The 18521-nt window shown below is 44.3% G+C and carries 22 protein-coding genes; 19 read left to right on the plus strand and 3 right to left on the minus strand.

Annotated features, from left to right (window positions below):
* Nucleotides 1-145 precede the first annotated feature (145 nt).
* Nucleotides 146-505, plus strand: a complete 360-nt coding sequence (locus tag B3S93_RS02605) for a DUF1622 domain-containing protein (RefSeq protein ID WP_292353541.1) — start codon at nt 146-148, stop codon at nt 503-505.
* 10 nt (nt 506-515) lie between these two features.
* Here the strand turns inward: B3S93_RS02605 and B3S93_RS02610 are convergent, their stop codons facing one another.
* A complete protein-coding gene (locus B3S93_RS02610; RefSeq protein WP_292353542.1) occupies nt 516-869 on the minus strand; it encodes an NlpC/P60 family protein in 354 nt (117 codons plus the stop codon).
* Nucleotides 870-1386: 517 nt separating this feature from the next.
* On the opposite strand from B3S93_RS02610, the gene B3S93_RS02615 reads away from it, so the two are divergent.
* From B3S93_RS02615 to B3S93_RS02640, 6 genes are all read left to right on the plus strand, one after another.
* Complete coding sequence (locus tag B3S93_RS02615; protein ID WP_292400300.1) at nt 1387-1956, plus strand: methyltransferase; 570 nt, start codon at nt 1387-1389, stop codon at nt 1954-1956.
* Between the two features lie 75 nt (nt 1957-2031).
* Nucleotides 2032-2694: a toluene tolerance protein gene (locus tag B3S93_RS02620; protein WP_292400297.1), complete on the plus strand. Its 663-nt coding sequence runs from the start codon at nt 2032-2034 to the stop codon at nt 2692-2694.
* Between the two features lie 59 nt (nt 2695-2753).
* Entirely contained in the window at nt 2754-3950 is a 1197-nt protein-coding gene (locus B3S93_RS02625; RefSeq protein ID WP_292400294.1) for an NAD(P)/FAD-dependent oxidoreductase, read from the plus strand.
* A gap of 125 nt (nt 3951-4075) precedes the next feature.
* Nucleotides 4076-4546 carry an ion channel gene (locus B3S93_RS02630; protein ID WP_292353546.1) on the plus strand — a complete coding sequence of 157 codons (471 nt, stop codon included), beginning with the start codon at nt 4076-4078 and terminating at the stop codon, nt 4544-4546.
* Between the two features lie 475 nt (nt 4547-5021).
* A complete protein-coding gene (locus tag B3S93_RS02635) occupies nt 5022-5768 on the plus strand; it encodes a hypothetical protein (RefSeq protein WP_292400291.1) in 747 nt (248 codons plus the stop codon).
* Nucleotides 5769-5807: 39 nt separating this feature from the next.
* Entirely contained in the window at nt 5808-6128 is a 321-nt protein-coding gene (locus B3S93_RS02640; RefSeq protein ID WP_292400288.1) for a hypothetical protein, read from the plus strand.
* A gap of 36 nt (nt 6129-6164) precedes the next feature.
* Here the strand turns inward: B3S93_RS02640 and B3S93_RS02645 are convergent, their stop codons facing one another.
* Nucleotides 6165-7355 carry a YbfB/YjiJ family MFS transporter gene (locus tag B3S93_RS02645; RefSeq protein ID WP_292400285.1) on the minus strand — a complete coding sequence of 397 codons (1191 nt, stop codon included), beginning with the start codon at nt 7353-7355 and terminating at the stop codon, nt 6165-6167.
* Between the two features lie 201 nt (nt 7356-7556).
* Here B3S93_RS02645 and dsbG point away from each other — a divergent pair, with 201 nt between their 5' ends.
* The 10 genes from dsbG (at nt 7557) to B3S93_RS02695 (ending at nt 15022) form a co-directional block, all read left to right on the plus strand.
* Nucleotides 7557-8318, plus strand: coding sequence for a thiol:disulfide interchange protein DsbG (dsbG, locus tag B3S93_RS02650; protein WP_292353550.1), 762 nt, complete (start codon nt 7557-7559; stop codon nt 8316-8318).
* Nucleotides 8318-9118 carry a TlpA family protein disulfide reductase gene (locus B3S93_RS02655; protein ID WP_292400282.1) on the plus strand — a complete coding sequence of 267 codons (801 nt, stop codon included), beginning with the start codon at nt 8318-8320 and terminating at the stop codon, nt 9116-9118. Before dsbG ends, B3S93_RS02655 begins: the two co-directional genes overlap by 1 nt.
* A 50-nt stretch (nt 9119-9168) precedes the next feature.
* On the plus strand, nt 9169-9960 hold the full coding sequence (locus B3S93_RS02660; RefSeq protein ID WP_292400279.1) for an SDR family NAD(P)-dependent oxidoreductase: 792 nt from the start codon (nt 9169-9171) through the stop codon (nt 9958-9960).
* Nucleotides 9961-10039: 79 nt separating this feature from the next.
* The gene (locus B3S93_RS02665) at nt 10040-11143 is read left to right on the plus strand and encodes an NADH:flavin oxidoreductase/NADH oxidase (RefSeq protein WP_292400276.1); all 1104 of its coding nucleotides are present in this window, start codon (nt 10040-10042) and stop codon (nt 11141-11143) included.
* Between the two features lie 25 nt (nt 11144-11168).
* Entirely contained in the window at nt 11169-11576 is a 408-nt protein-coding gene (locus tag B3S93_RS02670) for a GFA family protein (protein ID WP_292400273.1), read from the plus strand.
* Nucleotides 11577-11711: 135 nt separating this feature from the next.
* The gene (locus B3S93_RS02675) at nt 11712-12548 is read left to right on the plus strand and encodes a 23S rRNA (adenine(2030)-N(6))-methyltransferase RlmJ (RefSeq protein WP_292400270.1); all 837 of its coding nucleotides are present in this window, start codon (nt 11712-11714) and stop codon (nt 12546-12548) included.
* A 102-nt stretch (nt 12549-12650) separates the two neighbouring features.
* Nucleotides 12651-13637 (plus strand): DNA topoisomerase IB, encoded by a 987-nt coding sequence (locus B3S93_RS02680; RefSeq protein ID WP_292400267.1) that lies wholly within the window; start codon nt 12651-12653, stop codon nt 13635-13637.
* 164 nt (nt 13638-13801) lie between these two features.
* Nucleotides 13802-14197 carry a DoxX family protein gene (locus B3S93_RS02685; RefSeq protein WP_292400264.1) on the plus strand — a complete coding sequence of 132 codons (396 nt, stop codon included), beginning with the start codon at nt 13802-13804 and terminating at the stop codon, nt 14195-14197.
* An 85-nt stretch (nt 14198-14282) separates the two neighbouring features.
* On the plus strand, nt 14283-14585 hold the full coding sequence (locus B3S93_RS02690; RefSeq protein ID WP_292400261.1) for an MGMT family protein: 303 nt from the start codon (nt 14283-14285) through the stop codon (nt 14583-14585).
* Between the two features lie 23 nt (nt 14586-14608).
* The gene (locus B3S93_RS02695; protein ID WP_292353559.1) at nt 14609-15022 is read left to right on the plus strand and encodes a VOC family protein; all 414 of its coding nucleotides are present in this window, start codon (nt 14609-14611) and stop codon (nt 15020-15022) included.
* 50 nt (nt 15023-15072) lie between these two features.
* On the opposite strand, the gene B3S93_RS02700 is transcribed toward B3S93_RS02695, so the two are convergent.
* The gene (locus tag B3S93_RS02700) at nt 15073-15915 is read right to left on the minus strand and encodes an HDOD domain-containing protein (RefSeq protein ID WP_292353560.1); all 843 of its coding nucleotides are present in this window, start codon (nt 15913-15915) and stop codon (nt 15073-15075) included.
* A 94-nt stretch (nt 15916-16009) separates the two neighbouring features.
* Here B3S93_RS02700 and alaC point away from each other — a divergent pair, with 94 nt between their 5' ends.
* Together alaC and B3S93_RS02710 are read left to right on the plus strand one after the other, a co-directional pair.
* Nucleotides 16010-17188: an alanine transaminase gene (gene alaC, locus B3S93_RS02705; RefSeq protein ID WP_292353561.1), complete on the plus strand. Its 1179-nt coding sequence runs from the start codon at nt 16010-16012 to the stop codon at nt 17186-17188.
* 9 nt (nt 17189-17197) lie between these two features.
* Nucleotides 17198-18508, plus strand: a complete 1311-nt coding sequence (locus B3S93_RS02710) for a homoserine dehydrogenase (protein WP_292400258.1) — start codon at nt 17198-17200, stop codon at nt 18506-18508.
* The last annotated feature ends 13 nt before the right edge of the window (nt 18509-18521 follow it).

Here is an 18521-nt window from a genome sequence, read left to right on the forward strand (position 1 = left end):
TCATACTGACAGACCGGGGTGGAGCCAAGGTGCCAGTGCATTGCTTCATGTAGACGACGACTTACAGACAGGCCACCTTTACAGGAGTACCCGTTTGCAATTGTAGGGATTCAGGTTCTAAAAAAACCAATTAATGGAGGGGGCAATGAGTGAGTTTGTTAAACCCGCAGCTGAATGGATAGCAGCGATTATCGAATTGTTGGGCGTGAGCATAATACTCGTTCTCGCTGTTTATGCTCTGACATCAGCCATTTATCAGCTGACACGGAAAAAAAATGAAATTGAATTCATCTACCGTCAAACACGACAGCGTCTTGGACGAGGTATTCTGCTGGGACTCGAGTTTCTAGTAGCTGCCGATATTATTCATACCGTGGCGGTTGAGCTAACCTTTAAAACAGTAGGAGTTTTAGCCATTATCGTCGTTATTCGGACATTTTTAAGCTTTACGTTAGAAGTTGAGCTTACGGGAAAATGGCCGTGGCAGGAAAACGGTAACAAATAACTTTACGGTATTAATGTCGAATGCTTAAAGCTTGCCAATAATGCCGTGACCAATAGGTATTTTTAAGGCTGGAAATCATTACGCCCCGGGTGGTCGATGCATGTAAGAATTTATGGTCTTCCAGATAAATACCGACATGACGACCATTACGGAAAAATACCAGATCACCAGAACGTAGTTCAGCCCTGGGTATCTTTCGCCCGCTACGAATTTGCTGGTCGGTACTTCTGGGTAAATCGATACCAAACAGATCACGAAAAGTGATTTGTACAAAGGCAGAACAATCGATCCCTGAGCGACTTATGCCTCCCATGCGATATGGTGTGCCATGCCATTCGTTATGCTGTTGATATAGCAGCAACATCGCCTGAATTTCATCATAATATTGAGCATCAGTCTCAGTTTGAAAAATGTAAGCTCTGTCTGGTGATTTGCTCGAAAATTTGGGGGCCGTTCCACAGCCCGAAAGCATGACAAACATTGGCAAAAAAACTATGCAAAATCGCCAATGTAACGTCATAAAAAATTTGTAATGTATTCTGATCATTAAGTGTATGGCTTCAAATTCTTAACTATTCACATAGATTAAAAACCATATAGTTCTATATTTACAGGATATTTTCATGTTTTTTGGCTAAATAACGGAAAAAGGGGGAGGATGTCTATTGAAAATATGATTAATTCTCTTCTAACACAATGTTAATCTCTCAAAATGAATGGCTGTTGTGTCGGCTTCACAAGACAAATTTGACTATGTTTAGGCAGAAATTTTAGCGCTGTCATAATTTTGCCATGAACTATCAGTAGGTTTTAACTACCAACACTCTATTTGCTGCACAGACAAATCTGTTTATATTTAGTGACTTGAAAAAGGTAATTGAATGACGGATAAATTTGCTGAATTAACGCTGCTAATCCTCATAGTTGGAGCAGCTCTTGCCTTATTTTCCAACATGAGTAAGCGATCTTTTTTAAATGATAATCATTGGAATGGTGAAATTGTTGCACTGACAATTATTACGCTGATCAGTATGGTGAGTTTTCCACTGATTGATGCCACGTTGCCCTGGCTGGAATTTGCAGATCTGCGATATTATAATGAAATAGCATGGCTAGGCCTTATAAAGGGCATTTTAGGATTATGGCTTCTACATAGAGCTGTTCGTGATTACAGTGATATAGGCGAACCGCAGAAAAAATTTGTGGCTAAAGGAATTTATCGATTTATACGCTATCCGTTTTATTCTGCGCTTTTAGCCTTGGTTCTTGCCCAGCTTCTGTTAACACAGAATTGGCTGGCCGGTGTGGCCGGTTTAATCACATTCGCTTTGGTTTATTGCTTAAGAGTGCCACGTCAAGAAGAAGATGGGCTTGAGAAATATGGACATCATTATCTTGAATATATGTCGCAAACGGGAGATATCTGGCCACGGCTCCCTTTTAAACACTAAAGTTGGGATAATATTTTCTTCAGCCTGGATGGCTATAGAAACGAATGAATTTAAAAACTGTTATGGAAAACAGTAATGCTTAATATTCGTCCGCTCTCTAGGGAGCGTTTAGCTTCGCTGATGGAAAATGCGGCTGTCATTGAAGCGGACAAAAAAGGTATTAAAGTGGCAGTTTTGCCTGATGGGCAATACTTAAAATTTTTTTACCGCAAACGCTTTCTAAGTAGAGAGCTACTTGCACCAGCAGCAGTTAAGTTTGCCCGCAATGCTTATCATCTGACACAACTCGACATTCCTACATTGCAAGTAAAGGCTTTGCATCGCATTATCGGCGAAGCCCACACTGTAGCTATATACTCTCCCTTACCCGGACGTACCTTACGAGACATTGTTAACTCCAATGAAGCGGATGCAAATTTGATGTATCGCCTGGGAGTGTTTTTGGCGAGGGTACAGCGTCAAGGGATATATTTTCGTTCAATTCATCCGGGAAATATTATTGTAAACGGGATGGATTTTGGGCTTATCGATATTCTTGATATGCGTGTCCATTGGTGGTCTTTAAGTCGCTGGGCGAGACGTCGAAACTGGCGACATTTTTTCCGCTATCCCCATGAGTGGGAAAATCATGGAGACTTGATCCAAGCGCTTATCAAGGGCTATCGGCATTCTGCCGATCTGCCTTTGCGCGAGCTGAATTGGTTAGAACGAATTATTGGTAAACTTATTTCTATCTGATTTTTAGTCCTAACCAACTTATCGGTCAGATAGGGCATTTTTGCGTAAAATGCCCACACATGACGATCCTAAATAAAGCTTCCAATGAATATGATGTAATCATCATCGGTGCCGGTGCGGCTGGATTGATGTGCGCTATTGCTGCTGGTCAGCGTGGCCGGCGTGTGCTGGTAATTGATCATGCCAATAAAGTCGGCAAGAAGATCCTGATGTCTGGTGGCGGACGCTGTAACTTCACCAATATGTACTCCGCTCCGGAAAACTTTATTTGCCGCAACCCTCACTTCGTTAAATCGGCATTGAGTCGGTATACACCCTGGCATTTTATTGAATTGGTCGAGAAACATCAGATTGCCTATCACGAGAAAAAACTGGGGCAGTTATTTTGTGATGAGTCATCGAAAGAAATCGTACAGATGTTGCTGGCAGAGTGTGCATCGGCTGGGGTGAAAATTATGACTGATACGCCGGTTAAGGTGGTTGAAACCGGTGGTCAAAAATTGCTAGAAACCCCTCAGGGTAAATTACAGTGTGTATCGCTGGTGATTGCAACCGGAGGATTGTCGATTCCCAAAATGGGAGCAACCGGTTTCGGTTTTGAATTAGCCAGAAAACTTGATATCCCGGTGTTGCCCACACGAGCAGGGCTGGTACCAGTGGTGTTGGATGATCATAAACTCAAACCGCTTGCGGAGCTTAGTGGTATTTCATTGGATACCATCACAGAGGCTAATCAAAATTCATTTCACGAGAATATTCTGTTTACTCATCGTGGTTTGAGCGGTCCTGCCATATTACAGGCATCAAGCTATTGGCAGCCTGGCGAGACACTGAAAATCGATATGTTTCCTGGAATTGAATTGGCCGGTTATTTAGCTGAAATGCGTGTTGAAAAATCCAAAACAGCCCTGAAAACCATTCTTGCCGAAAAACTGACCCGCCGGGTAGCCCAGCTTTGGTGTGATCAGTGGCTTGAAGATAAACCGGTCGGTCAGCTTTCCGATGCAGATATCGAACATGTTGTATCACAGTGCCAGCCCTGGACATTGAAGCCATCCGGTACAGAAGGTTATCGAACGGCTGAAGTGACATTGGGCGGTATTGATACTGATGCATTATCTTCCAAAACGATGGAGTGCCGTAATCATCCGGGACTATATTTTATTGGGGAAGTGGTCGATGTTACCGGTCATTTGGGAGGGCACAATTTTCAATGGGCCTGGGCTTCAGGCTATGCCGCTGGACAGTTTGTCTGAAGAATATTGTCAGAAGTTTGAGACCCTATCTAAAAAAAGTTAATGTTCTATAACGAAAAGTTGCTTTCAACAGTGATTGAAATCGTTTATCACTATCACACTTATTCAATTGCAGGAGAGCACCATTGCTGGAATTTCTGACAGACGCTCAGGTTGTTACCGTGTTAGTGACCGCACTGGTGGTGGGACTGGTTGTGGTTTTTCATTATGAAGTGATTCAGCAATTGAATCGTTGGTGTCCGAATCATCCTTCCAGGACTGCAAAGCACCGTCACCGGCCGATTATATTGGCTACTATGTTTGTTTTGTTATTTGCACATATCATTGAAATCTGGTTATTTGGCGTGGCCTTTTGGGGTTTACTGAGTCAAACGGGGTATGGGTACATCAGTGGCTATGAGCATATTAGCCTGTTAGATAGCGTGTATTTCTCTGCCGCCACCTATACCACGGTTGGTTGGGGCGATTTGGCCGCTACCGGTCATATTCGATTTCTCGCCGGTACAGAAGCCTTAGTGGGCTTTATGATGATTACCTGGTCAGCATCTTTCAGCTATCTTATTATGGCGCGGGCCTGGGGGAGTGAAAACGATTAAAATTAGCTAGAAAAATTAAGCATGTTATTTCAACTGTTCTGAATAATATTAATTTTTAATGTGGTCGCTCTCTTTTTCTGCATAATTCTATTTGCTTACGCAGAAAGCTTCAGGAAGCTGATTTATTTTCACCTAAAACAAGCAAGGCTGTTTTGTCTGGATAATGATGGGTGGCCTTAGATAAGATTCTGTTCCGATTGATAATTTAGAGTACGACAAAGATAAATTAAGGCTTGCGATACGCTTAAAACTGTGAAATATTTCACAAAAAAAGTTTTAAGGATGCGACTGATGCGTATCGAACTTTTCCTTTCAGATGTTGCTGGACCCTGATGGTTCATAACACATCATTTTGGCTGAACAGCCTGCTTTCAACGCATTGGCTATGCCTTTACATACCCATTTCCCCCGATTGTCTGTCAGGACAATTCATCTCTTGCGGTTTTTCCCTGTTCTTTGAAAAGGAGTTCTATAAATGAATCCTAGAAAGCTCTGCGTGATTCTGATGCTGGCGGGTATGGCATTGCTGTTGTTATCGCTGGTGTGGTTTTTTGTAGCCTATGCTTCCACTTTGGATACCATGAGCCGTTATGGTGATAGGGATGTCACTTTACAGTTGATGGCTTGCATCTATTCCACACCGCCGATTTGTCAGGGAGCAGCATCTTTAGGTGATGGTCCATCTTATAGTCCTATGTTGTTTTGGTTGGGTCTGCTTTTGTTTATTGCTGGTGTGATTGTATTTTTTGCGTTGAATAAACAGATAAACCAAACGTCTTTTGATCCTAAAACTGGGCAAAACATTACCAGTGACAAACTCTTGGGATTTATCGCGAGAGAAAAATACACCTACTACACTTATATTCTTTTTCTGGTTGGGGCCGGTGGTGGATTGTTATTACCGCCTCTGGCCATAGCGGCACTGCTGGGCTTTGTATTGGCAGTGTTAGGTTATTTTCTCTATCCACAACAGTTAACCAGTTTGGATAAAAATCATCTAGCCGCGCTAAGTGTGGTGTATCTCGCATCGACCCTGTTGCTTTTGCTGACTATTGGCAGTGCTTTATTTATTCTGATCGCACTCGCTCAACTTATTTTGTATTACATCGGTTTTAACAGTTATCGGCTTGGCCACATTATCAATGCTAATAACATTAAAGATGAAGCCATCCTTGCATTTAAACCGATACGCGAGCGTTTTTCCTCTAGGGAGAAAGGCTAATTTTGTCGTTTTTAATGATCGAGTATTCGAGGTAGCTTTATGAAAACTTTAAAAAGCGTATTGCAACCATTCAATTCCACACGTCTAATCCCTTTGCTATTGGCGATAACACTCACGGCCTGTGGTTCTGATTTTCAAGAAGGCGCCTATGTTGATCCACAATATGGCACAGGCTATGAATTTAATGCGGAAGGTCAGGGCCAGTTGATTGGTGGCGTTCCGGGCTCATATAGCTTTACTTATAAAGTGGATAGCGATGAAGTAGTAACGTCTGGTGATATCAATCTCACCTTTAAACGCATTGATGATAAAACCCTGGAACGACCTGATGGCACCCGGCTAATCCTAAAAGAAGATTAGGTCTCATGGAGGTCAGTATGGAAGCTGTTATTCAAATCACAGGTTTGCTGATTTGAGCTGGGTTTTTTCTTCAAATCGTTGGATCCGCCAGACGAAGAAAATACCAGTGACCATGACCGCTGCTGCCATCCATAATGCTGAAAGATAATTACCGGTCAGCGTAGATAAATACCCCGCCAAAGCGGGGGCGATAAGTTGAGCGATGCCATAACTTATCGTCAGTTTGGCCATGGCTTTAGCGGGGTTATGTGGAAATTTATGCCCGACATAGACCAGCATCAGGCTGACAATTCCAGCAAAGGTGGCACCAAATAACAACGCGCCAATCACATTGAATAGCAGCGATTCACTGAATAAGGGAATCAGGATAGAAAGCAATATAATCGAATAAGCGGCGATGATGGCACTTGTCTCACCAATGCGCTCAGCCACTTTGTCCCAGATTATGCAGGATGGAATGGCGGCTACCCCCAGCATTACCCAGATAAGATTGCCGTGTCCCGACAAACTGGGCATCTCTTCCAGAATCGCAACAATAAATGTCGCACTTATAACATACCCCACGCCAGCACAGGCATAAGCTGCGATCATTAATCGCATCCATTTATTGTTGGGCGCTGCAAAATCAGCAGTGGGAGCCTGTTGCGTTGCAGGTGACGGCATCAGAAACCAGGCGGGCAGGAAAAATAAAATACCGAAAAGCCCCATGATCAGCCATTGCTCAGCCCAATTGAAATAGGGCGTTATCAGAACAATAACGATCCCAGGTATCGCAATACCGAACCCTAAACCGGAAAAATGAATACCTAATGCTGATTTGTAACCATTTTGTTTGAGCCAGCCCATCACAAATCCTGCTGCCAGAATTATTCCCGCAGTACTGGTCAGGCCACCAATAAAGCGCAAAATACTCCATAAAACAATATCCGTGGTAACAGCCATTAAGACCGTGCTTAACACCGCCAGAATCAGGTTGATTCGGTAGAACAGGAACTTGATTTTGAGGCTGGTTAAAAATGAGATCAACACCACGCCTGACAGGTAACCAATGTAATTAAATGTGGCCAGCCAACCTCCGCTTAATGTGTCCAGTGAGGTTTCATTTAACATGATAGGCAAAAAAGGCGTGTAGGCAAAACGGGCAATGCCGACGGTTAAAATCAAAGCACAGATCCCAGCCAGAATGACCTGATGTCGGGGGGAGAGTGGAAATCGATTTGTGCTCATAACCAGAATATTACCTGCGGTAAGTTAATGCCCTACCTTTTACCATAAGTCTTTATTGGATGTGTTGTCGTGATAATTTCAAATAGCGATGTATAAATAAATACAGAGCATTTTTAATTGAAAGATTGTCATCTGCACTATTAATCCCCACTTAATCCTTCTGAGTTACAGTTTCAACGCAAATGCCTTCCGGAGTTATGAATGAAGAAAATTATCGTCCCTGTAGTCTTATTGGTTATCGGATTTGGCAGTTATTTTGCCCTGGCAGAACAACAGGAACCCGAGGTCATCAGCTACATCAAACAGCAGGGAGTGACCATCATTGACAGTTTTGAAACCCCTGCAGGATTGACTGGGTATGCCGCCAGTGTAGAAGGGCAGCCGCTGAGTATTTATCTGACAGAAGATAAAAAATATGCGGTGATTGGAAACCTGATTAACGCTCAAGGAGACGATTTGGGTCAGGAAGCACTTTATGAACTAGTCAGTGCTCCTCAGAATGAAAAGATTTGGCAGCAACTCGACACGGCTAAGTGGGTATTGGATGGTGATAAAGATGCAAAACGAATTATTTATACCTTTACCGATCCCTATTGCCCGTATTGCCAGAAATTACGTGAAATCGCTGATCCTTACATTGCCAAGGGTGAGGTGCAGTTGCGCCACATTATGGTGGGAATTCTGCAGGAGGACAGTATCAAAAAAGCGGCTGCTATTTTAGGGGCTGATTCACCTGAAAAGGCTTTGCAACAACATATCCAACCTGCCGATAACCCTACAGAAAATATAAATGAAGAGGCGTTAGCAAACGGATCATTGCTGGTAGAGGAAAATAACCTGCTGATGGAACAGCTTGGGTTTATGGCAACACCGACCAGCATTTACAAGGATGAAAAAGGTCATGTGCGGCTGATTGAAGGTATGCCGATGCGTGATGATATCGACAAGCTGTTTGAACAGTGATGTCGATTAATCTCGGACCCTTCGCTTTACCTCTCGAGCCGTTATTGTTATTTGGCTGTGCTCTTTTGGGGATATTGGTGGCATCTGTTCTGGCCAGAAAAAAAGCAGGCTCGGTCACCGATCCATTATTGATGATGCTGTTATTCGGTCTGGTTATCGGACGCATCGTGTTTGTCATTAAATTTGCCGATCAATACGACTCTTTCTGGCAGATGCTCGATTTTCGCGATCGTGGGGTGGACTGGGTGTCCGGCACGATAGCAATGGCACTGTTTCTGTTATGGCAAATCAAACGCCTGCCACAGCAACGTGTTGCCTTGTTCGGTGGAGCCTTATCGATTTTGCTGTTTTTTTCGCTAACGTCCTTATTAATGAATGCAGGTCGGGAACAGGTTTCAATACCCGATATTGCCTTAGAGCAATTGGACGGCGAGCAGATTTCACTGGTTCAATTGGCTGAGAATAACATTACCGTGGTGAATTTATGGGCAAGTTGGTGCCCACCTTGTCAACGTGAAATGCCTGCCTTTGAAAAGTCAGCACAACAGTATCCTGATATTCGTTTTGTCATGCTCAATCAACAAGAGTCAGCTGTAAAAGTGAATGACTTTCTGGCTGAGAATAAGCTGACATTTGAACACGTGCTGCTTGATAAAACCGGCAAAGTTGCCGATAAATTTGATGCCTATGGGTTGCCGGTGACGCTGTATTTTGATCAACAGGGCTCCTTGGTTGAGAGCCATATGGGAGAAGTCTCCGCGGCATCGTTAAGCGCTACATTAGAACGGCTTTCACAGTAATCAGCAAGCAATGAATATCTTGTTTAATTAACGGTCTTAGGGGAGTTTTTATGGATCTGCAACTGAAAAATAAAACGGCTTTTATAAGTGGCAGCACGGCGGGCATTGGTTTTTCCATTGCCAAATCACTGGCCGATGAAGGAGCGAATGTTATCGTCAATGGGCGTTCTGAAGCTTCAGTTAAACAGGCTATTGAATCCCTTAAATCGACAGGTAAAGGCAACGTAGATGGATTTGCAGGGGATCTTTCGATAGCGGCTGAAGCCGAGAAACTGACAAAGCAGTTCCCCGAAGTCGATATTCTGATTAATAATCTGGGTATCTTCGAGCCAGTGCCGTTTGAAGAGATAGCGGATGAAGACTGGCGACGTTTTTTTGATGTAAATGTGCTCAGTGGCGTGCGTTTGACGCGAGCCTATCTGCCAGCGATGAAACAACAAAACTGGGGTCGGGTGATTTTCATCTCCAGTGAAAGCGGGGTGCAGATCCCCCATGAGATGATTCATTACGGCATGACCAAGGCGGCTCAGATTGCTATTGCTCGTGGTTTGGCTGAACAGGTTGCCGGTACCAATATTACGGTCAATTCAGTCTTGCCAGGCCCAACCAGCTCAAGAGGTGTTGAAACTTTCGTCAGTGATCTGGCAGAAAAAGAAGGCCAAAGCATCGAAGCGTTTGAAAAAGACTTTTTTGAACACGTCAGACCAACTTCTTTGATTAAACGTTTTGCGACCACTGAAGAAGTGGCCTCAATGGTCTGTTATCTCTCCAGCCCATTGGCTTCAGCCACAACCGGTGCGGCAGTTAGAGTGGATGGCGGGGTTATCAAAAGCGCTTTTTAAAAATTTATCCGATTTCTCACAGTTTCAAAATCCAGCCCTAGAAATATTTTTGAATTTTATTCTTTAACAAGAGATTTTTATGACAGCATTGTTTACTGAGTTTTCACTGAAAGATATAACGTTACGCAATCGTATTGCGGTTCCACCGATGTGCCAATACAGTGCCGATGACGGCCATACCAATGATTGGCATCTGGCGCATTACACTCAATTAGCACGCGGTGGTGCGGGTCTGGTGATTGTTGAAGCCACCGCAGTCAGCCCCGAAGGAAGAATTACTCCAGGATGCACTGGCATATGGAATGATGCCCAAGCGGAAGGCATGGCAAAAATTGCTTCGGCTATTAAAAAAGCCGGTGCTTGTGCTGGTATTCAGATTGCACATGCTGGTCGTAAAGCTAGCGCCAATCGTCCTTGGGAAGGCGATGATCATCTTGCTGACAGTGATCCACAAAGTTGGCAAACCATAGCGCCTTCTGCTGTGGCATTTGGTGCTAATTTGCCGAAAGTACCTCAGGCAATGACGCTGGAAGATATAGAACGGGTTAAAGCTGACTTTGTCGCTGCTGCCAAACGTGCCAAAAAAGCCGGATTTGAATGGCTGGAACTGCATTTTGCTCATGGCTATCTGGCACAAAGCTTTTTTTCAATCCACTCTAATAAACGCGATGATCAATACGGTGGCGATTTGGCTGGTCGTAGCCGATTTTTACTGGAAACTTTACAAGCCGTGCGTGAAGTCTGGCCGGAAAATCTGCCCTTAACTGCCCGCTTTGGCGTGATTGAATATGATGGTCGTGATGAAGAAACATTAAGTGAGTCAATTCATCTAACCCGGCAATTCAAACAATCCGGTCTGGATATGCTTAGCGTTAGTATAGGGTTTTCAACTCCTGATGCGGATATTCCGTGGGGACCAGCTTTGTTAGCACCGATTGCTGAACGTGTGCGTCGTGAAGCTGACATTCCAGTTGCTTCTGCCTGGGGAATTGATGAACCTAACACGGTGAACCAGGTAATTACGGATAAACAAATGGATTTGGTCATGGTGGGACGTGCGCATTTAGCTAATCCTCACTGGCCGTACCATGCAGCTAAAACCTTAAAAATTGAAGATCCAGCCTGGGTGTTACCTGCACCTTATGCACATTGGTTATCGCGTTATCATGCTCCAGATAGTTAAACATTAAACAAGCGCCAGCAATGCAATGATCACTAAAATAGGAAACACCCAAATTCAGCCTCACCATAAAGGCAGTTGCCATTGTGGGGAGGTTGAGTTTGTTGTGCATTTGCCAAACGGAATAAATGATCCTCGTCGCTGTGATTGTTCCATGTGCTGGAGAAAGGGCGCCATTGCGGCTTATGTTCCGCTTGCTAACCTGAAAATCACCAAAGGCGCCGATAAGCTTACTCTCTATCAGTTCAATACCATCACTGCTAAGCATTATTTTTGTTCAGTTTGTGGGATTTATACGCATCATCAAACCAGAGCGAATCCTGAACTCTATGGCTTTAATCTGGCCTGTTTGGATGGTGTGAATCCTTTCGAGTTGGGAGAGGTAAGGGTGAATGATGGTATTAATCATCCATCGGATCGAGCCGCTTTAGAGTAAACCAATCCCGTTCTGTAAATTGAGTTAACAACGACTCTACACGTCACTCAAAGTTTGTTTTGCTAAATCAGCTAAGTAGGCGTAATTTGCTGCTACTTATTTATCAAATCCCTCCATATGTAATCAGGATTTATCTTGTTAAGCTACCGCCACTCATTTCATGCCGGCAATTTTGCCGATGTGCTTAAACATATCGTGCTGATTGAAATTTTGCAGCACCTTGGAAAAAAAGATAAAGCCTTTGATTACATAGATACCCATGCTGGTGCGGGACTTTATCATCTGGCTTCGGCTCATGCAGAAAAACTGCAGGAATATCAAAATGGTATTGCTAAATTAACCCGTTCTGACTGGCCGGAACTGGCTGCATATTTTGCTGTAATTGACGCAGTTAATACTGGAAAACCGCTGGAATATTATCCGGGTTCCCCATTTATCGCCATGCACTGTATGCGGCGTCAGGATCGAGCCTGGTTATATGAGTTACATCCGGATGATGCGGGTCTGTTACTGCAAAATACCCAGAAGGTTAAGCGGGTTCGGGTTATGCGTGAGGATGGTTTAAAAGGCCTATTGTCTTTATTACCGCCTGTATCAAGACGTGGACTGGTGTTGATTGATCCATCTTACGAAATCAAATCGGATTACGATTTAGTATTTCAGACCATTGAAAAAGCTTATGCAAAATTCCCTACCGGTACTTATGCAATCTGGTATCCGGTAGTGGAACGTAGCCGAATTAGCCGATTGGAAAAACACTTTATCAAGAGTGGCATCAAAAATATTCAACGTTTCGAGCTGGCCATTACCGCGGATTCAGCTGAACGCGGTATGACTTCATCGGGCATGATAGTCATTAATCCGCCCTGGCAACTAATCGATACCATGAGCCAGTTACTGCCTAAATTGGTTAATGCATTAGCGGTTGATAGTGGGGCTTTTTATAAAAGTGAAGTATTGGTAGCCCAATAAGTTATAGCCGCTGACCAGACTGACATAATCTGCATTAAAGTCATAAGTCATCATCTCATGCCATGATAGCGCCGAATTTCGTCTTACGGATGTGGAGTTATTATGAGCAATCCGGTCATTTACAGAAAACCCCATGGCAAAACGTTCAGTTATTGTTATGCCAATGGCAAAACTGTTAAAAATGCTGCTTTAAAACGCTGGATAAAAAGTCTGGCCATTCCGCCGGCATGGCGGGAAGTGGAAATCCAGCAGGATCGTGATGCCAAGGTACTGGTGACCGGCCGGGATAAAGAAGGTCGCAAACAATATATCTACAACCCGGACTGGGTTGAAACTGCCAGTGAGCAAAAATTCAAACGCATTTTACGTTTTGCTGAACAGCTGGAAACCATGCGGCGGGTAACCGGCCAACATATTCAACGAAGACCAATTGATCAGACCTCTGTTTTAGCCTGCATGACACGTATGTTGGATGACGCTTTTTTTCGTCCCGGCAGTGCCAGCTATACCCGACAGAATCAGACATACGGTTTGACGACGTTACGGGCCAAGCATATGACCATTAAGGATGATCGTGTGGAGTTCGACTATGAAGGTAAAAGTCATCAGCAGCAGTTTCGCACAGTGACTGATGAACAGGTACGTGAGGTGCTGATAGCGCTGGAGAATATGTCCGGTTATGAATTATTTGATATTACCCTACCCGATAAAAGCCGTAAAAAAATAACGGCACAGGATTTGAACCAGTACATCTCCGATGTGATGGGGGAGGATTTTAGTGCTAAGGATTTTCGTACCTGGGCAGGAACAGTTTTGATGGCGGTAGCTCTGGATAAATTGGGGCCAGCTGAAAATGAAAAGCTCAGCAAAAGTAATATTGTCGAAGCAGTGAAAAACGTTGCTGACAGGCTTGGCAATACACCCGCCGTATGTCGCAGTAATTACATCCATCCGCAAGTGATTTTGCAGTATGAAAGTGGTCGTACACTGGATTATTTTCGCCGTCAGTTCAAACGCTATCGAGGCAAATATCTCAGCCTGGATGAAAAAGCCACGATGAAGCTATTAACAGTGTTGATTAAACATTAAAACCGCTAAGCCAGTCGATTAAAAGGATGTTTATAGACTTCGGCTCGCTGTGTATTTTGTCAGAATTACTGCTAACATCCTCTGAGTTCTGTCGAAGAACTATTAAACGTTTTATACCTATAATCAATAATTTAACTATTAATTCAGTCTAAGGAGAGAGAGCAATGGAAAACTTTTTTATAGCGTGGCAACCACGTGTGTTGAGCATCTTACGCATCGTCACAGCTTTTATGTTTATGCAGCATGGTGGTCAAAAGTTATTTGGTTACCCAGCCCCCCAGCGGAATGAGTTTGATTTATTTACCCTGTCTGGTGTGGCCGGCGTGCTTGAACTTGTCGGTGGTTTTTTAATCCTTATTGGCTTGTTCACCAGACCGGTAGCCTTTATTTTGTCAGGCCAGATGGCGGTAGCGTATTTTATCGCTCATTCCCCTCAGGGATTTTGGCCTTTATTAAATAATGGTGAATTAGCCGCTTTGTTCAGCTTTATCTTTTTATATCTGTTTGTTGCGGGTGGCGGTGCATGGAGTGTTGATAATCTCGTCAAGCGTAACCCTTAACATCCATTATTATCGCGATAACAACATTTTCACATTCATCGGCTTGAAAAGCCGATGGTTGTGAAGATGGCTATGTAGAAAATGCATGTCTGAACTGGATGAAATAATTTGGCAAGTGGTTGCTGCCATCCCCATAGGCAAAGTGATGACCTATGGACAGATAGCCAAACAATGTGGTTATCCTGGTTATGCGCGCTATGTGGGCAGTAGCTTAAAAAAATTACCAGAAGATTCCTCTTTACCATGGCACCGGGTAATCAATGCGCAAGGGGAAATTTCTTTTCCGCCGAACAGCGAAGCTTATCAGCAGCAGAAAGCTTTACTGCAATATGAAGGTGTTCAGTTTCAGGGAAAACGAATCAGATTATCGGTTTATGGTTGGAAATGATTAAGCGCCAAAGGAGCAGATAGATGAAGCCCTATATTTCAATGATTACACTGGGAGTTGATGATTTACACCGATCCATCAGGTTTTACCAGGACGGCATGGGGCTGCATACCGAAGGCATTATTGGGGAAGAGTTTGCCCAGGGTACGGTGGCATTTTTTGATTTGCAGCCAGGTTTGAAACTTGCTTTATGGCCGCGACAAAGTCTGGCGGCAGATGCCGGATTACCGTTAACTGCAACAGCGACAGCGATGAGTCTTGCTCACAATGTTCTTAATGAAACTGATGTGGATGCCATCATGCAGCAGGCATCTATGGCAGGTGCCACGATAGTAAAGTCCCCACAAAAAACATTTTGGGGTGGTTATGCCGGTTATTTTCAGGATCCGGATAGCCATTTATGGGAAATTGTATGGAATCCAGATTTTTTGCCTTAAAAAAAGCTATCCGAAGATAGCCTTTTTAATAATCTGCTGCAGATTTGTTTTTACATATTCTGGAAAAGTGCCAGAGCAGCGGCATATTCTTCACTGTTTTCATCCAGTTCAACCACACTGATACCCGTATCAATATTCAGTTTACGGAAAGCGAGAACCTTGTCGCGCGTGTTGGGATCCAAAGCTTTGCTGGTATTAAAGTAGCTTTGTAAATTGGCTACCTGAACTACGTCAGTCAGATCGGGGCCGTTTTGACTATTACGATTAAGGTTTGCATGTTCAGCGGCGACGGTTATCAGATTTTCCGGAAAATCCCAGCTGCGCAAAATAGCTTCGCCGATTTTTGGATAAAGGTTGTCAATGAGTGTGTCCAGACGACGGGTATCTTCCAACAACTCAGGAGTGTCGGCGGCTTTCATCAGAATAGGCAGCGCACCTATCTCATGTATTAACCCCGCCAGCATTGCTTCATCATTCGCAATATTAGGCTGCTTGGAAGCAATGACCTGACTTGCGGCAGCGACCTCGATACTATGCTGCCAGAGGTCTCGCATACGTTTTTCCAACTTTTTATTGGTCGGACGGAACATCTGTTCCATCACCAGACTGGTCACCAGGTTACGAACCATCGGAATACCCAGTCGAGAGACCGCCGTCTGCACCGATTCGACCTCAACCCTGCCTCTATATAGAGGACTGTTGGCGACTTTTATCAAACGTGTTGATAAGGCCGCATCGGTCGTAATGACCTCAGCAAGCTGCGCTGCAGAGACATCCGGATTGTTGGCAACTTCACGAACCTTGAGGGCAACCTCAGGCAATGTGGGCAGTACCAGTTTTCCTTTTTGGAGATCATTAATGATCGTCGTGTACAATTGGTCTTGTTGACTCATATTAATCCACTATATTAAATCAATTTGAAGTGTGAATGATTTTCAGTTATTTTGCTTGGTTTGCCAACCGTTTTAGCTAATAGCAGGTGCTCAGTTGAACGACGAATTTCCCAGAATCAAGCGTCTTCCGCCATACGTTTTCAACATTGTAAATGATTTGAAGGCAAAAGCGCGTGCGCGCGGCGAAGATATTATCGACTTTGGCATGGGGAATCCGGATAAACCGGCACCAGCGCACATTGTGGAAAAACTCGTCGAAGCGGCACAGCGTCCTGATACCCACCGATATTCTGTTTCCAGAGGTATTCCACGTCTGCGAAAAGCGATTTGTGACTGGTATCAGCGTAAATATGATGTGACATTGGATCCTGACTCAGAAACGATAGTCACTATTGGTTCAAAAGAGGGCCTGGCGCATTTGGCGCTGGCAACGGTGGGCCCGGGCGATGCGGTTTTAGTGCCAAACCCGGCTTATCCGATTCATCCTTATGGTTTTGTGATTGCCGGTGCGGATATTCGTCATGTACCGCTAACCCCGGATGTTGATTTTTTTGCCGAGCTGGAAAAGTCGGTTAAAGATTCATGGCCAAAACCCAAAATGCTGGTGTTGAATTTCCCAGGCAATCCAACCACCCAGTGCGTTGATCTGGATTTCTTCCAGCGGGTTGTTGATTTTGCCAAAGAGCATCAGATTTGGGTTATTCATGATTTGGCGTATGGTGAGATCACCTTTGATGGTTATAAAGCACCGTCAATTTTGCAAATCCCTGGCGCAAAAGATGTTGCGGTTGAGTTTTATACCTTATCCAAAACCTACAATATGCCAGGCTGGCGCGTAGGCTTTATGTCAGGCAATCCAACATTAGTTGCGGCATTGGCCCGTATGAAATCCTATCTGGATTACGGCATGTTTACCCCGATTCAGGTAGCCGCCATTACGGCTCTGGATGGTCCACAGGAATGTGTGGCAGAAATTGTCGAAACCTATAAACAACGTCGTGACGTGTTGTGTGACGGGCTAAATGCGATTGGCTGGCCAGTGGAAAAACCCAAAGCGACCATGTTCGTCTGGGCCAGAATTCCTGAGCAATTCCGTGAAATGGGTTCGCTGGAGTTCAGTAAGAAATTGCTTAAAGAAGCTAAAGTAGCTGTATCGCCAGGCATTGGTTTTGGTGAATATGGCGATGACTATGTGCGTTTCGGACTGATTGAGAATCAGCACCGTACCCGGCAGGCAATCCGTGGTATCCGTGACATGATGAAAAAAGGGTAGGGGGCAAAAGTGCAATCAGTCAAAATTGGTATTCTTGGCTTAGGCACTGTTGGTAGTGGTACTGTCAGTGTTTTAAAGCGAAACTCAAAAGAAATAAGCCGCCGTGCAGGCCGTGGAATTGAAATTTTGCGCGCCGCGGATAAAAATCTGGATTCAGCTAAAAGCTGTGATTTGAACGGCATTGATTTAACGGATGATGCGTTTTCAGTGGTCAATGACCCGGAAATTCAAATCATTGTTGAGTTAATTGGTGGTACCGGTATCGCCCGAGATTTAGTGATGCAGGCAATTGAAAACGGTAAACACGTCGTCACTGCCAACAAAGCCTTAATCGCAATGCATGGCAACGAGTTATTTGCCAAGGCGCAGGAAAAAGGCGTCACGATTGCTTTTGAAGCCGCCGTTGCTGGTGGCATCCCGATTATCAAGGCTATCCGTGAAGGTCTGGCCGCTAACCGTATTGAGTGGCTGGCAGGCATTATTAACGGAACCGGTAACTTTATCCTGACGGAAATGCGTGATAAAGGCCGTAACTTTGCCGATGTTCTGGCTGAAGCTCAGGCTTTGGGCTATGCCGAAGCCGATCCGACATTTGATGTGGAAGGCATTGATGCAGCACACAAGCTGACCATCATGGCGTCGATTGCATTTGGTATTCCTTTACAGTTTTATAAAGCCTATACCGAAGGCATCAGCAAAATTTCCCAGGAAGATGTGCAGTACGCAGAAGAATTGGGATACCACATCAAACATCTGGGGATTGCCCGGAAAACACCTCAAGGTGTTGAACTACGAGTTCATCCGACATTAATTCCAAAACGTCGTCTGATTGCCAACGTCAATGGGGTAATGAATGCCATCGTCGTGAAAGGCGATGCAGTTGGGCCAACCTTGTATTATGGTGCTGGAGCAGGAGCTGAACCGACTGCTTCTGCGGTAGTAGCCGATATTGTTGATATTGTTCGTGCGCTGACTACTGACCCGGAAAATCGGGTGCCACATCTGGCCTTCCAGCCTGATTCATTGAAAGATACACCGATTTTACCGATGTCTGAGGTCATTACCTCTTATTATTTGCGGATTAACACAGAAGATAAGCCGGGTGTGTTAGCCGACATTACTCGTATTTTCAGTGAGCAGGACATCAATATTGAAGCGATCCTGCAAAAACAACCGGAAGAAGAAGAGGGCACAGTGCCCATCATTATGCTGACCCAGCCGGTGGTTGAAAAAAATATGGATGAAGCGATTGCCCAAATCGAAGCATTGGATACTGTCAAACACGCGATCATGCGTATCCGCATGGAATCGCTGGGCTGAAAAAACGCCCGTT

Source organism: Methylophaga sp. UBA3613 (assembly GCF_002375415.1).
Taxonomy (GTDB): Bacteria; Pseudomonadota; Gammaproteobacteria; order Nitrosococcales; family Methylophagaceae; genus Methylophaga.

Coding starts and splice junctions, on each gene's coding strand:
- B3S93_RS02605 (WP_292353541.1), top strand. CDS start 146: ATGAGTGAGTTTGTTAAACCCGCAGCTGAATGGATAGCAGCGATTATC.
- B3S93_RS02610 (WP_292353542.1), bottom strand. CDS start 869: ATGTTGCTGCTATATCAACAGCATAACGAATGGCATGGCACACCATAT.
- B3S93_RS02615 (WP_292400300.1), top strand. CDS start 1,387: ATGACGGATAAATTTGCTGAATTAACGCTGCTAATCCTCATAGTTGGA.
- B3S93_RS02620 (WP_292400297.1), top strand. CDS start 2,032: ATGCTTAATATTCGTCCGCTCTCTAGGGAGCGTTTAGCTTCGCTGATG.
- B3S93_RS02625 (WP_292400294.1), top strand. CDS start 2,754: ATGACGATCCTAAATAAAGCTTCCAATGAATATGATGTAATCATCATC.
- B3S93_RS02635 (WP_292400291.1), top strand. CDS start 5,022: ATGAATCCTAGAAAGCTCTGCGTGATTCTGATGCTGGCGGGTATGGCA.
- B3S93_RS02640 (WP_292400288.1), top strand. CDS start 5,808: ATGAAAACTTTAAAAAGCGTATTGCAACCATTCAATTCCACACGTCTA.
- B3S93_RS02645 (WP_292400285.1), bottom strand. CDS start 7,355: ATGAGCACAAATCGATTTCCACTCTCCCCCCGACATCAGGTCATTCTG.
- dsbG (WP_292353550.1), top strand. CDS start 7,557: ATGAAGAAAATTATCGTCCCTGTAGTCTTATTGGTTATCGGATTTGGC.
- B3S93_RS02655 (WP_292400282.1), top strand. CDS start 8,318: ATGTCGATTAATCTCGGACCCTTCGCTTTACCTCTCGAGCCGTTATTG.
- B3S93_RS02660 (WP_292400279.1), top strand. CDS start 9,169: ATGGATCTGCAACTGAAAAATAAAACGGCTTTTATAAGTGGCAGCACG.
- B3S93_RS02665 (WP_292400276.1), top strand. CDS start 10,040: ATGACAGCATTGTTTACTGAGTTTTCACTGAAAGATATAACGTTACGC.
- B3S93_RS02670 (WP_292400273.1), top strand. CDS start 11,169: ATGATCACTAAAATAGGAAACACCCAAATTCAGCCTCACCATAAAGGC.
- B3S93_RS02680 (WP_292400267.1), top strand. CDS start 12,651: ATGAGCAATCCGGTCATTTACAGAAAACCCCATGGCAAAACGTTCAGT.
- B3S93_RS02685 (WP_292400264.1), top strand. CDS start 13,802: ATGGAAAACTTTTTTATAGCGTGGCAACCACGTGTGTTGAGCATCTTA.
- B3S93_RS02690 (WP_292400261.1), top strand. CDS start 14,283: ATGTCTGAACTGGATGAAATAATTTGGCAAGTGGTTGCTGCCATCCCC.
- B3S93_RS02695 (WP_292353559.1), top strand. CDS start 14,609: ATGAAGCCCTATATTTCAATGATTACACTGGGAGTTGATGATTTACAC.
- B3S93_RS02700 (WP_292353560.1), bottom strand. CDS start 15,915: ATGAGTCAACAAGACCAATTGTACACGACGATCATTAATGATCTCCAA.